Consider the following 15606-nt stretch of genomic DNA (forward strand, 5'->3'; position numbering starts at 1 on the left):
GCATTTCATTGGGGTTTTTTGGTTTTTTTAAAGAATGGCTTTATATCAATGTTTAGCATTAATTTAAATAAAAAATATTTTTTTTATATGAACAGATTTTAGTGCGTTTATGTTTCATATTTAAAGAGTTGTTGCCACCATATAGCTATAACGTTTCAAGTTTTCAATAGTAACTGCCACAATGTAGCTATGATGTTTCATAAAAGTAAAGATATTCGTGCCGATATATGGAATAACGTTAATTCTTGTTAAATGAAATCCAAAAATTCATTGGTATTTCTTGTTCAGAATATACTTGCCATCATAAAGCTAAAGCGTTTCAAGTTTTCAATAGTAACTGCCACAATGCAGCTATGATGTTTCATAAAAGTAGAGGTATCTGTGTCGAAGTATGAAATAGCGTTAATGCTTGTGAAGTGGAAATCAACAGTTTATCGGAATTTTTGTTTCGAATATACTTGCCACTATAAAGCTAAAACGTTTCAAGTTCTAAGGAGTACTTGCCACAATGTAGCTATGACGTTTCATAAAAGTAAGGGTATTTGTATCATTGTATAGAATGATGCGAATAATTTTTTAGATGAAACCAGCAAATCATCGATGTTTCTTGGTAAGAAAGTAATTGTGATCATAACGCTATAATGTTTTATTTCATTTGTAAGAACAGGGACAATTACGTTTCACTTTAAAAGTATGATTTACACTATTTAATACCAAATGGGTTTCCCGCATGGAGATTGTAGTGTAAAGTAGTAATTTTACAAATAAGTACAGTCTTATATAATACAAGTACAAGAATGTTTACTTGATAGGACAAATACTGTTCGATAAATCATTTCTCGATATAGATTATTCTGATAACGTTTCAACTTATATGCTATGTTGCCACCATATAGCTATAACGTCTCAAGTTCTATAATTTATATTTCTAATTGGTGGGAATTTAGTAAGGAGGTTTTTGAATATGGAGAAAGTATTAGTGTTGTTTAGCGATGCCCTTTTACTTGCTGCACCAATGTATGAAAAGAACACGCAGCTATGGGAAAAGTGGAATAGATATTATGAGGAAGTACAGGGAAATCATGACAAAGTAGTAACTTCAGCTAATATATCCCCTTCATTTTCAGCTCTTGTTTCTTGGTTAGGCCAGAAACAAGAACAAGGGATTTCATTATTGCATATATACGCAAATCTAGATAAATATAAAATTGAGATTCGAAATGTACTCGATAAAATAATAGAGCAAGAATTTGGAGGTACGTCTGAAGAAGTTGAAACGTCTATAATATCTAATACAACCGATGAAAAGTTAAAAGAGCATTCAATTGATCTACAAGAGGATTACTATCCTGTAAGTAATGATGCGGTGTATTATCAACTACGAGATGGTATAGCCAAGAATCACTTTGAAGAAGATGAAGTAGGAGCGGTATCTGTTTTACCATTAGAAACTAAAAATACAAGCGGAGTTGCTCAGCTATCATCACACAAGGATGAAGATTTAAGGCTAGTAAACACCAATGAAGCAGAAAGATGGTCAATACTAGTCGATGGTGTTATCAGTAACATGGATGATCTTACCGCAGACTGTTTAGATACAATTACAATACAGTGGTTGAATCAAGCGAAATCTCCAGATGATTTTATTGATTTCAGCTATGAAAATGTACTAGATATGTGTAATATTCCAAAAGCATCAGCAAATGGTATAGAGTATTATCGTGCAGAAGATAAAATTAAAATTGCACAACGTATAGCTGCTTTGGCGAGTATCTTTATTTATTTAAATGACGATAATGAAGTCGTGGTTTTAAATGATCGTGCAGAAACTGGTGAGCAATTTGAAATGAAACGTGAAATAATTAAAAGACTTTTCGTTTTAGATTCTGTAGTTCTTTGGAGAGATAAAAATACCAATGATTACGTAGGTATTGAATCTTGTAGAATAAAGCCAGGTAGCTTTTTGTCGATGTATTTATACGGATCTAGTAGCACAACAGCGTTATTATCTAAAAAAGCATTGGAGTATAATAGTTATCGACACAAATTCCATAAGCGACTAATTCGCTATTTATCTTGGCAATGGAGAATTCGACAACAGTACAGTAATTTAAAAAGACCATATTCAATTGATGGAGAAAAAGGACTATTGTCTGTTATGGGGATTAATATAGCTAAGGGACGCCCCCACCGTATTCGTGAGCAATTAGAAAATGTATTAATAGATTTAGAAAAAGAAAAAGTTATTTCACATTGGGAGTACGCTGAGGAAATTGATGAATCAAGAATTGGAGAACGGAACTGGTTTAAGAATTATTACTCAAAATTAGGAATCATCATTTTACCACCAAAAGAGTTAATGGATAATATCGGGAGTTTGGCAAAGAAAAAGGTAATTGATACTCCGGATAAGCAAGAAAATAATGTGATTATAAATACGATAGCTCATAGTACAGTAAGTACTGAGGAGATAATTAGAGAGAAAATTATGCACCAACATATGCATCAAAATAGAACAATGCGCGAAATAGCAGATGAGTTAGGCTTATCCCCTGCTACACTATCGAGATTCTGTAATAAGAAAATGAAACGTATCTCAAACAGTGTTAATGATAAATTAACCAAATGGTATGAAAGACAAATGATAATCGAGTCTATGTAAGCAAAAAAAGGAGGAAACCACTTTGAAAATGGTTTCCTCTTTTTTTATGAATCTTAATGTAGATTTAAATTAAAACCTGACTGAAAATAGTTAAAAACCCTTATTTTATAACACATAGAAAAAATCCATTTTGAAAAAGTGCCACTTTACCTATAAGTTGGCCGTGTGTTAATTATTAACCCATAAGTTGACCGTTAGTTTATGCGGAATTTTATAAATATGGAGTAATGAAAATAAAGACAATGATTGCTTTTAACCACTGATATAATGGGATGAATAAGAAACTGCATACGTAGGTGAAGAGGATGTTTCACAGAATGTTGATAAGCCGGGGATTGTTGATGAGGAGAACTTCTGATAATGAATTTCACGTCAACTAGTACCTCTTTACGAGGGGCTAGTTGTTTTTTTTGTTGTATACATATTAGGCCTAGTCATAGGGTAGCCGCTCTAGTCCGTAAGATTATTTACATAAAACGGAATTAATTACTAACTAACTTACTCTGGTGGGGTACCCCCTGTAACAAAAGGATGGTTTCTTGTTGTTTTTCTTGACATATAAAGGGACAATCCCTCAGCCAATTTCCCATGGCTTTTGGGACAGCCGCTCTAATCCTTTAACTGATAGAAAACCTGTTCAATTTTGCCTCAGTACCAAGCATGACAGTGTTAAGCTCATTCCCTCGGCTATCTTGTCCCCTTCTGAAATAGAGACTGCGTAAAAAATTCTTGCTGTTCACGCGAGCAATCACCTGACTGCGACTTTTCGGCAAATCGCAGCATTGCGCTAAGCCGCTAATCCAATCAGCGATTTCTTGATGTGGAAGTAACTCTTTGTCAATCATCGTATCCACGATGTTGACCAACCGCTCATCATCCTCATCGCTAAAAATGTGTCTACCATTATGAAGCATGCCAGAAATAGCGACAAGAACCTCACACAGCATTGCGACGCTGCTCTCCTCACACTGCACCAGCTCGGCAAAAACATCCGCACCGTGAGACGCGCTGTGAGCCCAGCCTCCTACTGAAAGGTAACCTCGCAGATCCTTCTCCTCTTTATAATAACGGAGCATTGCATGCATTAATTTCTCAATTTCCGCTTGATTGAAAAGTGGATTCTGTCTGTGGTGTTGCACAATCAAAGGGATAGGCAAGGCAGAGAACGTCCTTGTAAAAACTGACTGATCATCCTCGCTGCCAATATTATAGAACAAATGGTTCTCATCAGTCAGAACAGTTAAGAGGCTACGCAACTCCTCTCCACTGAACCTATTCTCTTCCTTAATCCACATATAAAACATCGGATAAATCAGGTTATCCCGTAATTCTGGCTGAGGATCGCCAATATATTGAAGTAACAAAGGTAAGAAATCTCGATGCTGCTCACCTTCGCGTAACTGATACTCATCCTTCTCAATTCTTTGCAAATCCAGCATCAATTTAGTCCTTGTATCGCTCATTTTCCCATCCCTCCCATCATTCGTTCACTCGCCTCGCCGAGATCATGAGTCAGCGGAAATTCTGCTTATTCTTATTCCCATCCCTTGGATGCAATAAATTCAGACATCAATTTCATTGGCTCTCCCTCTGATTTGTGCGGTTTACTACTAGTATAGTTTCATCCAGAGAGAACCACAATATTTTTAGATAATTAAAACAATTAAGATTATTTGTGTAAAATGTAAATAATCTGACGGACTAGAGCAGCTACCCTGTGACTAGGCCTATTAGAAGCATAAGTTTGCCGCAAGCTAAAGAAAGCATAAGTTGACCGAAACGGCCACCTTATGCTTCTTGTTACAAGAAGGATTAATCAAAATGGATTCCTCTACAACAGATTAAGATATATTTTTTATGTAAATGTTTGTTTAAAACCTATGTAGAAGTCTTGTTTTTATGTATGTAAAATATTTTATGCCTTTAATCGTGTACTTACATACTAAAAAAATAAATACCCCTATTCGTTTTAAAGATATATTCTTCATAACAGCATGCTTAATAATTTCCTGTTTCTAATTTTACCTAATAAACTTCGTCTAGCTCTTGTTCGAATGCATTCAATAACTGTTCTATTATATATTCCTTCGATGTCAATCCATTTAAATCATATCCATGTGGTATTGTTCCAAACCAAGCTGCTTCCCCATCAGGGTATTGACAAACAAGGAAATCTTTTTGACATTCTTTCAACTGTATGAGTTCTATTGTGTCATTATTAGTAGCCTGTGTAGCCATTTTTACAAGTTCATATATACCTTCCTGCTTATTTTCTGATAAAAGAGGAAGCTCATAATAATTACTCACATGTAGTCCCGCATTAACTTTAGCAAAATCGCTTAAAATTTTATTTATTATTTTCATCTTTAAATCTCCCTAAATTTAAAGATTCTTCAGCTGAATGTTAACATATAGCTTTGATAGCTAGTTAGACTTTCACGTTAGTGCAATAAGAAAAAACAAAGTGTAGATAATTCCGATTCATCTTTTTAATAAACGGTACATCTTTGTTTCAAACCCAAACTTAATAACCATTGCTTGGTTTACCGGTTCCACTGTACAAAATTAGTCCATTTAACATTTCTTCACTTTCTGATGTATCCTGAGCCACTTTCCATTTTATCAGCAATCCCCCCTTCCTCTTTCTTGCCAGAATATACAACAGGTCCAATTTCTTGAACAGAACTAATCGCCATTTGGTGTATCTATTGCTTTGTTAAGTTAGTAGCTGTATTACAGTAATATATATAATTCAATTAGAAAATCTATATTTAAATAAAAAAATAATAAATTTAGTTGATTTTATTAATATTATGACTCTACATGTTAATTATAAAGATTGTGTACATATGAGATTAACAAGTGAATGTCTAGAACCTAACACTAGAGATACTGAATTTGCAATTATATGAGTTAATAACAGAGAAGTGAACTTATAACATGACATTGACAGAGCTCCTTTATCAATAGATATAAATAGCAGAAAAAACATTAATAAAGAAAAATGAATAGGAAGATCTCTTTATTAAATTAGTAAGTTCATATCAAACCATTTGATATGAAAAAAGCAATGATTTTTTCATATTATATACACCCTTTACATGTACGGCTTATATACAAAACTTATATATAAGCTTTGTAGAAAGAAAATGTGTTAAATATGTTGATATGAAATTGATATAGGAACTAAAAAACCTTTGTTTTTAAAGGTTTATATATACATCTTATAAAAAGAGCTTATAAATACAGCTTATAAATAAAGCGTATGAATACTTTGTGAAGTTTTTTAACTTGAAATGTTTGTAGGTTGATATTTTTTATAAAGGATTATTCAAAAGAATGTCAAATTAAATAATGAATTTATAGTTTTATAGACGGTATTGTTAATTACATGAAACCTATAATTGACATATACAATATACATCGTACATATACGTCGTATATATTTATGTTTATATATCAACATTTCGGCCTAAATTAAGACTTATACGCTTTATATGTAAGTGCTATATATAATGACTTGATATACGCTTTATAATAATGTAATATATTCGTAGGAATAATTAACCAACGTTTTAAGGGGGAGGCAACTTGAACGAGGTATTGAGCGAAAAGTATAAAGTAATTAAATTTCCTGATGAAGTTGTGAACATGTTTGCAGACATTCTTGAAGAAGACGAAATACTTTATAATGTATTTCATTACATAGGATCTGAGGTAAATAAACAATACCAAGAGACGAAATATATGAGGGGTATCTCAATAAATGAAATAGTAGGTAATGTTGTAATTGATAGGAGAGTTAAGAAATTAAAGGGAAAATCGTATTCATTAGAGGTTGAACGAACCAATATATCAAGAAGATCAGCTGAAGTAAGTGTTAGTACATTATCTTCAATGTCATTAATAACTGAAAAGATTATGCATCCTTATAAATTTTTAATCTCAACAATTAGAGGGCAGCAGGTGTTAATTGAACTAGGAAGACGTAAACAAACCAATAAATAAGAAAAAGGAGAGATAAAATAATGGCGAAGAACTTTCTGAAAAACGAAGTAGCAGTAAAAATGACAATGGTTGGTTTTGGTCAAGCTGGAACTAGAATGGTAGATAAATTTGCTGAATATAAGCATACGGATGGAACATCTGTGTACAACTGTCTTGCTTTAAATAGTAACGATGGTGATTTAGCCGAATTAAAAAATGTGCCTAAAAGTAACCAAGTATCACTAAAATTAGGCGGACTAGGGAAGAATCCAGAACGTGCTGTAAAAGTACTAGAGTCAAATGATGAAGCGAAAGAAAAGTTAAAAGAATTCATCACAGAGCGTGTAAGACCAACAGATGAATTGGTACTATTTTTTGCAGGATTAGGCGGTGGAACAGGTACTTCTACAATCATTAAAGCAATTGAAGAATTCTCGGCTTTTCATAATAAACCTATAATCGCTGAAGAACTTAAAAGTATGGCAATGAAAATTTCTAGAGAGGAATTAATAGCAAATCAACAAAAGTATGCAAGAATTGCATTCAATAATGCAATTGAGCGTAAAGATTTTATTAAAATGGGTATTGTTGTGACACTCCCTGTAAGAGCCGATGGACCTGATGTACTAAGACAAGTAAATAAATTCTCTCAAGAGATTTGGAAGTTAGCAAATGAACCAGCAAAAGGTGTTGCATTCGTTGTTTTCGCGGATAACCAACATTTCTATGATGAATTTAAGAGATTAAACGAAAATGAGAAAAAAGGTATTGCTAATTCACGAGACTATGCTAATCAGCGCATTGGTGAAATCATCCATGAATTAAATACAGCTTCTAATGGCGCAGGAACATCTGTTATTTTAGATTCTCAGGACTTTAAACGTATTTTATTAGAGAAAACTGGCTGTCTAGTTATTAATAAAATTTCTCGCAATATGAATCAAATTGAAAATAGTAAAGAAATAGTAGATATGTTCTCAGAATCGTTGAAAGGAAGCTCTTTCCACCCTCCTATAGAATTAATGAAAAAGAACGATGATGGTGAGTTGGAGGCTTCTAAGGTGCATCATTTTGGAATGCTTGCAATTCTAGACGAACAAAAGAATATTGATGATTCATTTATGGATGATGCAAAAGTAGAAGTTACGAATACATTACCAATCAACGGTACGGTATTTAATGGGTATTTAATTAGTAAAAATGATTTTATGGGCAGTGTGTATACGTTCTATAAAACTGATGCATTACCGTCCCGTTTGTCTAAAGGTTTAGTTGAAGAATTCAATGAATTTAAAGAGAAGCAAAATCAAATTCAGTTTAAAAAGTCTCAAATTAGTACAATTGAAATGCAAGATCAAGACGATGATTTCAGTATTAATTTTGGTGATTACATCGATATGGGAACTAGTAATGAGGAACCATCAGCAGATGCTGAGAATGATGAAGAATTAGCTGCATTTATGGATCCAGACAAAATGTTTGGTACATCAAAATAAAAAAAAGAGGTCTGGGAATATCCCGGGCCTCTTTTTTATTCTGATGTCATAATAGATTTCACATACTCTATCATATTTTCGTTTAAATAATTCTCTATAAAAAGATGTTTTTTTGCTAGATCTTCCTCTTTTTTAAACCAACCAACTTTTTTCACACGCTCTTCCTCAGGCTTTTCATTCCAGAGTTTTTCAGCTTGTCTTCTTAACTCTTTACGAGCTCTATGTTCAATTATTATGTTATCAAGTCTCTCTTGTCTTTGACGTTCTTTCATAGCAATTGGATCTTCAGGTTGAGGCAATGCTTTTAATACATTTTCAAATTTCTCTTGGAATTGTATTTCGATGTTTTGTAAATGTGCTTGAACTTTTTGTTCCACCAATTTTTCAATTGTCTCAGCTGCGTCTTGAAAATCAATTTGAGATAATACTTCATTAGAGTGGTTTTCAGGAGATACTGGCCTTAGTTCGAATTGATGCGGCAAAAGTTCGATTATGGCATCTAAAGACCACTTTTCATCCCTTTTCTGTTTTATGAAAAGAGCTATATTTAAATCCAATGAATTATATAGCTTTTCATTTGTATTATTAGTTCTAAGTGTCCCGTGCAATCCCTTCTCTTCTAACGTATTGAACCAATTATAAACAGTATTATGGTGTCTACCTACTAACTTAGAAAACTCTGTTATTCGCCAGGCTTTTTCAAAAGCGTCTTCGTGTAATGAGTTCTCATCATCTACCATGGTTTGTTCTGATTGATTTTCCTGCTTAATCATAATATTACCTCCTTAACAGTATGTAATTGTGCTGATAAATGACATTAACATGAAATATGAGATTGATATGTTAAGTGTTTTTCGACGATATTAATAGGAATCCCTTCCTTATCTGATATTAACATGAAAGATGACATTAACATGTTACGTTAAAAGTGTTAACAGCACATTGACAAAGCACGGTTTATTCCCGCTAAATATTAATGTTTTGTTAACTGGGACTTAAAATGCATCAATGTTATATAGGATTAATGAGGTAACTTTGCCCCCTATATCCTTATAAATTGTTGCTATGAGATTGACATTTTTATTCACTTAATATTAATGATAAGTAAATATAACCGATTTGTAAATAAATTATGAGGATATAGCATTGAACTTTCAAAAATAATAGGTATAAATATGATAAAAAGAGTCCATATTATTAATAATTGCAGTATGAGCCTGTTTCATTCATAACACTTGAGAGTATAGAACGGATATCTGTTTGACTAATAGAGGCAGTGTCTCTTTTTAACTGATCCCAAGACTAGTAAAGCAATTTTCGATAATAACTATTATAGGTCTATATGAACGTTAAATTCTAATTAGATGACTGTATAGGATAGTTAATTTATTGGTTGTTAGTCGTTTGAAACACTATAAAGTACTATTCGCTTTGTTGATTAGCTGCAATGATTATTTTGTAAGTGTAAATCACAAAGAAAAACCTTTTACTAATAGGATCTATGCGGCCTTTATTAATTGTAAATAATATTCAATCGTTGTGAACCTGGTATATTAATAGCGCTACTAATAAGGATCTACATCAATCAATGTTTTGTTAATGTCTTGTCATTGATAGAATTAAGTATGGTTGATATAAGATTAACAATTGTGTTGCTCTAAACATTAACATGTTAATGTTTCTTGATATGTCAATCTCATTTCTAGTACGTATGCGGACCTGTTTCTGTAGAATGTCAATCTCATGTCAATACTCGCAGGAATAATATCTTTAATTGAAATATTGTTCCTTCAATTACATACCCAAGAGTGGATTTAAAACTTCTAAAGCTTATATTACAAAGTAATTTTGCTCAAATTAAGATAGTATTCTATTGATATGAATTCACTATAATGGACAGTGCTTTGCTTGATAGTCTGCATTTCTTGATAATTTTCAGCGCGGAATTTCTAGGGATTTATAAAGTGTGGTTCTTAAGTAGTGTAGATTTTCGTATTTTAATTCTCATCCTAATAAAGTTGTAGTTTTATAGATCTGTTGTTAATGTCTTGTTTTTATTAAAACCAATAATAGTTAACATAACATTGATATTTTTATTCCCTTGAGGGTTAATATGTTAATATCTGCTGATGTGTCAATACCATTCTAGGTATATGTTTAGATCCTGCTTCGCGAAATGTTAATGTCATATCGACACTCTATGAGAAGAATTTCTTTATATGAAGTACTAAATCTTCAATTATGTATTTAATGGTAAATCGGAAATCTCTAAGTTGCATGTTACAAAGTAATTCTGATATTACTTTATTAAATACACTCAGATACACTGGATGTAATTTTACTTTACAGTCTATATGTTCTATTAATCTTCCGCTCAAAATTCTCTTATCAATATATAAAGAAACATTCTTTATATATTGATAAGGAATCATTTTATTTATTGAGGGTTTTTAAATGCTGTGAATTTTTGTATTTCAATTCTCATACTAATAAATCTATGGTTTATCGATGTATTGTTAGTTTCTAGTTATCATTAATAGTAAGGGGAGTTGACATGAGGTTAACATTTTAATGCTTCCTAAGGTTAACATGTTAATGTCTGTTGATATGTCAATCTCATTTCTGGTCTGTATTTTGATTCGATTTTGCGATATGTCAATCTCGTGTTAATATCCTTTAGGGAGAATTTCTTTGTATGAAGTACTAATTCTTCGATATTTATACCGATTGTACAACTTTTTAGAGTAACAGTATCAGTATGTCCAAGATTTAGAGATTACTTACATGCATTTTAAATTTTATACATCTGAACTGTTTATACTATTTGTAGGATTTTCCGCTTTTTTGTCGAATATACTTAATGCAAGGAGGGACATTACATGATTATTAAAGACTATTTCATCAATCTTTCTATTTTTTCTTTACTTGTTAGCGCAGCAATATTTATTCAAGTGTTTACGAGTCATTCCAGGCGATATTTTGAAAAATTCTATGGGGGGATTATCGCAGTTACTTTGATGTTCTTTTCTTTTCCGTACATGGGATTTTCCTACGATCTTCGAGTTGTTCCTCTTATTCTATCTTTTATTTACTTTGGTCGCATTGCTGGTTGGATTACGTTAATTAGCATTATTATAATGCGTATTTTTTACATTGGTGGGTATTGGGAACCACCTGTGATTGCTTATTTAGGTATGGGTATCCTATTTACTACTTTTAAAATATATTTTAAAAACCTCAATCCATTTAAAAGTGCATCTTTATATTTTTCTGTTTTTGTGGGAATAAAGTGGTTAGTTGGTGTATTCTTTAATACTACATTGCTTTACACTCAAGGCTTATTATATATTGCTTTAGGACTTTTAATTGGGCTATTTCTTATGGAAGCTTACCAGAGATTATATTATTTAACACAGGACTTATCTAAAATAAATCGAAAATTAAAAAAATCGAAGCAAGAACTCACAGATACCGTACATGAGCTTCAAGGGGGGATCTTTAAATTTAAAAAAGTGGGTAAGCACTTTATACACACTTTATGTGATGGACAGTTTTATTATCAAAACGGATTTTATTCTGAACAGGTGGTAGGGAAAAGCTTACGCACTATTGATGCTTCTATTGTTCCTCCACATTTAGTTCCACAATTGATGAAGTATTATCTTCAAGCATGGGAAGGGAAAGAAATTATATTTGAATTAGCCTGGCCAAATGATAAAACTATTATTCTTATTGCGCTTAGGCCGATTAAACGAAATGGACAAGTTATTGAAGTTGTTGGTTCTACAGTCGATATAACCGAAAGGAAAAAGGTAGAATCAGAATTAAGAGCAACCAAAGAATTACTGGAATCATTTATAAAGCATAATGTAGACGCTATTACCATATCTGATCGAGAAGGACATATTTTACAAGCTAATAAAGCTTATGAAAAGATATTTGGGTGGTCATCACACGAAATCATAGGTAAGAGATTACCTTGTGTACCAGACTTCTTAATGGACGAATCGCTTAAAAATATCCAGAAAATTCTAACGGGTGAATCCGTAGTTACTCGATTAGAAACTATTAGACAACGTAACGATGGAAGCCTTCTTGATGTCAGTCTTACAGTTTCTCCTATTCTAGATGTAAGAGGAAATGTGATAGCTTTATCAGCAATATGTAGAGACATCTCTGAAAGAAAACAAGCAGAAAGAGAACGGCATCGATTACACCAACAATTAAGTGATAGTGAAATGAAGTACCGTGCACTAATCGAACAAGCAACTGACGCAGTATATGTAGTAGAGCTAAATGAAGATCATGTTCCAAGTCGATTTATTGAGGTAAACCCTGTTGGGTGTAAAAGATTTGGATATAGTAGAGAAGAGCTGCTATCGTTGCCATTTCCAAATGCTGTACCACAAGATTCTCCAATGATTATAAAGCTGTTAGAAAAAATTAGAGAAGGAAAGACTTCTTTCACTTTGCAAGATGAATATGTTTTTCCAACAGGAAAAATAATAACAACTGAGTTTAGTGTCCGTGTTTTTAACTTGAATGGTAAAAAAGTTTTCCTAAGTATCTCTCGTGATATCACTGAACGGTTAAAAACAGAAGAATTACTACGAAAATCTGAAAAACTCGCTGTTGTAGGACAATTAGCGACTGCAATGGCTCATGAAATTAATAATCCATTAACCGCAATGAAAGGGTTTATGCAATTATTAAAATCAACGGAAAATGAGAATAATCAGGGTTATATAGATATAGTATCATCAGAGATTGAGCGTATAGAAAGTATTACAACTGAATTTATGGCGGTAGCTAAACCACAGGTGGTAAAGATACAACCGAATGATATTAGTGTGCTAATGGATCAAGTTTTAATGCTACTGCAACCTCAAGCAATGATGAATAACATACAAATTAGAATCGATTTTACAGCGGATATTCCATTGATTCCATGTGAAGGAAATCAATTAAAACAAGTATTTGTAAATATTTTTAAAAATGCAATTGAATCCATGCCAATGGGAGGAGAAATTTTGATTCAAATTGATAAACTTGATAATGATCAAATAAGCATTCGCTTTATCGATCAAGGATGTGGGATTCCAAAAGAACGTATACCATATCTAGGAGAACCTTTTTACAGTATTAAGGAAGAGGGGATTGGCTTAGGATTAATGGTCTGTTATAAAATTATAGAAACACATCAGGGAAAGGTATTTATTGAGAGTGAAGTAAATAAAGGAACAACAGTTGAAGTTACTCTCCCTATTTGTACAATTCAAAAGTAATACATTCTTTCACTTAAATTAACTCTTTCCGTCATTCATAAATTAAAAAATATATAGAGCTAATAAGATTTGTAGAAGAAATATAAAAAAGCCCCTTTAGAAAATCTAAAGGGGGCTTTTCGTTCACAGCTTCAATTATATAGTGCAGTAGTCTTACTTAATTGCAAACGTAGCCTATGTATATGTGAAGTAAGGGGAAAAGGGTTAGTTATTCAACTATGTTTGGCTATACATGGAATCCATAGAAGGTTATCGGATATTCTGATATATATTGATTCTTCCTAATATTTAATTTGGCAGGTAAATCATCAGATATACATTCATTAGATTGAAAAATCTTTGAGGGGAATAGTACATCTTCTATATATCATACCTTTGTAGAGAAAATAATACTTTGTCTAATATTTGTGTTGTATGGGAAATGGAAATTTTTTTGGGGGGAGATATATGGAGAGGAGAAATAAATGGCAAGGATTAAACTGTAATGTAAATCAATTTGATAGCCCATTTGATCCTAATTTGGTAGGACCTACATTACCACCGATTTCATCAATTACTGCACCACCCGGTCCAACTGGGGCGACCGGTCCGACGGGAGAAACTGGTCCAACTGGGGCGACCGGTCCGACGGGAGAAACTGGTCCAACTGGGGCGACCGGTCCGACGGGAGAAACTGGTCCAACGGGAGAAACCGGTCCGACAGGAGAAATTGGTCCAACTGGGGCGACCGGTCCGACGGGAGAAACTGGTTCAACGGGAGAAACCGGTCCGACAGGAGAAACTGGTCCAACTGGGGCGACCGGCCCAACGGGAGAAACTGGTCCAACGGGGGAAACCGGTCCGACGGGAGAAACTGGTTCAACGGGAGCGACTGGTCCGACAGGAGCTGTTTCGCCTAATAGTGCTCATATATATAATGTCCCAGGATTCTCGACAATTGTAGGGATACCACTTGACCTTAGTGATAATGGGGTTATTGTAGGTACAGACATTATGCATTCACCCGGAACTTTCCCTATAATTCTTGAAGGTGGACATACGTATTATGTAGTGTATTTCCTTACTTATGATGCGTCTGTTGGAATGGCGGGTAATTTGCAATTAAACGGTTTAGATGTACCGGGTTCTGGATATTTCCAACCAGCAGCTTTAGGTTTTACGGGTGCAAATGAATCGTCGGGAGGAGCAATTGTTACTACTCCAGTTGGGAGCCCTAGCACACTATCAATTGTGACAACAGGGGCACAAGGAGAAACAAGTGTTTTTCCAGCAGGTACCACTGCTCAACCCAATATTAGTATTCAAATTATAGAATTAATATAGCCAACTGCTCAATCACAAAATATTTAAAAGCATGTAATAGTTCTATAGAAACTCTTATAAGTAAAAGTAAGTTAATAAAACATAGATCCGTTGAGAAACTGGGTTGTTGTCGATGTGAATTATGAACAATTCCTTCTTCTGTATCAATTATCTCAAAACAGATTAAACCCTGCTAGCAATTAATGAGCAGGGTTTTCTTTGTATACCCCATATAAGACTATCAACTTTACAACGAAGAAGGATTGGAAAATAGAAAAGGAAAAAAAGGGGGATATTCCTGATATGAAGTTTCTTGATAATGGAGGAGTACTTCATGCTAGGGAAGTAGATTGTTCGCACAAAATGAAAGTGAATAAAGAAAAGCTAAAAAATATGAAGAGTTGGCAGCTAAGTATGATGTGTTTGTGAAGGTATATGTAATAGAAGAGATATAAAAAAGTGTTAACCAGATTGCAAACGAAAATGCAAACTAAACGAATACTTCTTATTAATGATAAGAGGGAAATGGTCGCTGATATGTCCTCTAAACCCTTATATATTAATGATTATTAACGTTGCATAACAATGCATAAAACGTACTACTTCACCCTTAAAAATGGATAATGCAATCAAAGAAGCTAAGAAAAGAGCAAAGGCATACTTAGATAGTTATGGATACACAGAAAGAGATTTCAAAGAACCTAATGATATTTTCGAGATACAAGAAAGTAAATAAGATAATTTTAAAAAATAGATAGTAAATAAGTCTAGATTCACTGTTGAACTACCCCCACTTTCACTTCGTTTAGAAGAGGGGGATTCCTAAGTAAAGAGTTCTATCGAACTCTAATTTATTAGGCTATCTCCACAGTCC

The 15606-nt window shown here is 33.2% G+C and carries 7 protein-coding genes and 2 pseudogenes; 6 read left to right on the top strand and 3 right to left on the bottom strand.

What is annotated here, in order from left to right:
• Positions 1 to 964 precede the first annotated feature (964 nt).
• A complete protein-coding gene (locus ACFVQC_RS25915) occupies positions 965 to 2662 on the top strand; it encodes an XRE family transcriptional regulator (protein ID WP_377899632.1) in 1698 nt (565 codons plus the stop codon).
• A gap of 617 nt (positions 2663 to 3279) precedes the next feature.
• Here ACFVQC_RS25915 and ACFVQC_RS25920 read toward each other — a convergent pair.
• Together ACFVQC_RS25920 and ACFVQC_RS25925 are read right to left on the bottom strand one after the other, a co-directional pair.
• Entirely contained in the window at positions 3280 to 4125 is an 846-nt protein-coding gene (locus ACFVQC_RS25920; protein ID WP_377899634.1) for a DUF2785 domain-containing protein, read from the bottom strand.
• 472 nt (positions 4126 to 4597) lie between these two features.
• A pseudogene (locus tag ACFVQC_RS25925) lies at positions 4598 to 5026 on the bottom strand (hypothetical protein).
• 1227 nt (positions 5027 to 6253) lie between these two features.
• Between ACFVQC_RS25925 and ACFVQC_RS25930 the strand changes: the two are divergent.
• Positions 6254 to 6670, top strand: a complete 417-nt coding sequence (locus ACFVQC_RS25930; protein ID WP_002106934.1) for a hypothetical protein — start codon at positions 6254 to 6256, stop codon at positions 6668 to 6670.
• A gap of 20 nt (positions 6671 to 6690) precedes the next feature.
• Entirely contained in the window at positions 6691 to 8145 is a 1455-nt protein-coding gene (locus tag ACFVQC_RS25935) for an FtsZ/tubulin family protein (RefSeq protein WP_377899635.1), read from the top strand.
• Positions 8146 to 8180: 35 nt separating this feature from the next.
• Here the strand turns inward: ACFVQC_RS25935 and ACFVQC_RS25940 are convergent, their stop codons facing one another.
• Positions 8181 to 8918, bottom strand: a complete 738-nt coding sequence (locus tag ACFVQC_RS25940; RefSeq protein WP_377899636.1) for a terminase gpP N-terminus-related DNA-binding protein — start codon at positions 8916 to 8918, stop codon at positions 8181 to 8183.
• A 2106-nt stretch (positions 8919 to 11024) separates the two neighbouring features.
• Between ACFVQC_RS25940 and ACFVQC_RS25945 the strand changes: the two genes are divergently transcribed.
• The 3 genes and pseudogenes from ACFVQC_RS25945 to ACFVQC_RS25955 all read left to right on the top strand — a co-directional run.
• Positions 11025 to 13430 carry a PAS domain S-box protein gene (locus tag ACFVQC_RS25945; protein WP_377899637.1) on the top strand — a complete coding sequence of 802 codons (2406 nt, stop codon included), beginning with the start codon at positions 11025 to 11027 and terminating at the stop codon, positions 13428 to 13430.
• 447 nt (positions 13431 to 13877) lie between these two features.
• Positions 13878 to 14753 (top strand): exosporium leader peptide-containing protein, encoded by an 876-nt coding sequence (locus tag ACFVQC_RS25950; RefSeq protein ID WP_377899638.1) that lies wholly within the window; start codon positions 13878 to 13880, stop codon positions 14751 to 14753.
• Positions 14754 to 14993: 240 nt separating this feature from the next.
• Positions 14994 to 15187: pseudogene (locus ACFVQC_RS25955) on the top strand (replication-relaxation family protein); the annotation flags it as partial.
• Positions 15188 to 15606: the final 419 nt, after the last annotated feature.

Origin of the sequence: Bacillus sp. NPDC057893 (genome assembly GCF_042796455.1) — a bacterium.
Lineage (GTDB): Bacteria > Bacillota > Bacilli > Bacillales > Bacillaceae_G > Bacillus_A.

Excerpts from the sequence above, each read along its gene's own strand:
- ACFVQC_RS25945 (WP_377899637.1), top strand. The coding sequence starts at position 11,025 with ATGATTATTAAAGACTATTTCATCAATCTTTCTATTTTTTCTTTACTT.
- ACFVQC_RS25915 (WP_377899632.1), top strand. The coding sequence starts at position 965 with ATGGAGAAAGTATTAGTGTTGTTTAGCGATGCCCTTTTACTTGCTGCA.
- ACFVQC_RS25940 (WP_377899636.1), bottom strand. The coding sequence starts at position 8,918 with ATGATTAAGCAGGAAAATCAATCAGAACAAACCATGGTAGATGATGAG.
- ACFVQC_RS25920 (WP_377899634.1), bottom strand. The coding sequence starts at position 4,125 with ATGAGCGATACAAGGACTAAATTGATGCTGGATTTGCAAAGAATTGAG.
- ACFVQC_RS25935 (WP_377899635.1), top strand. The coding sequence starts at position 6,691 with ATGGCGAAGAACTTTCTGAAAAACGAAGTAGCAGTAAAAATGACAATG.
- ACFVQC_RS25950 (WP_377899638.1), top strand. The coding sequence starts at position 13,878 with ATGGAGAGGAGAAATAAATGGCAAGGATTAAACTGTAATGTAAATCAA.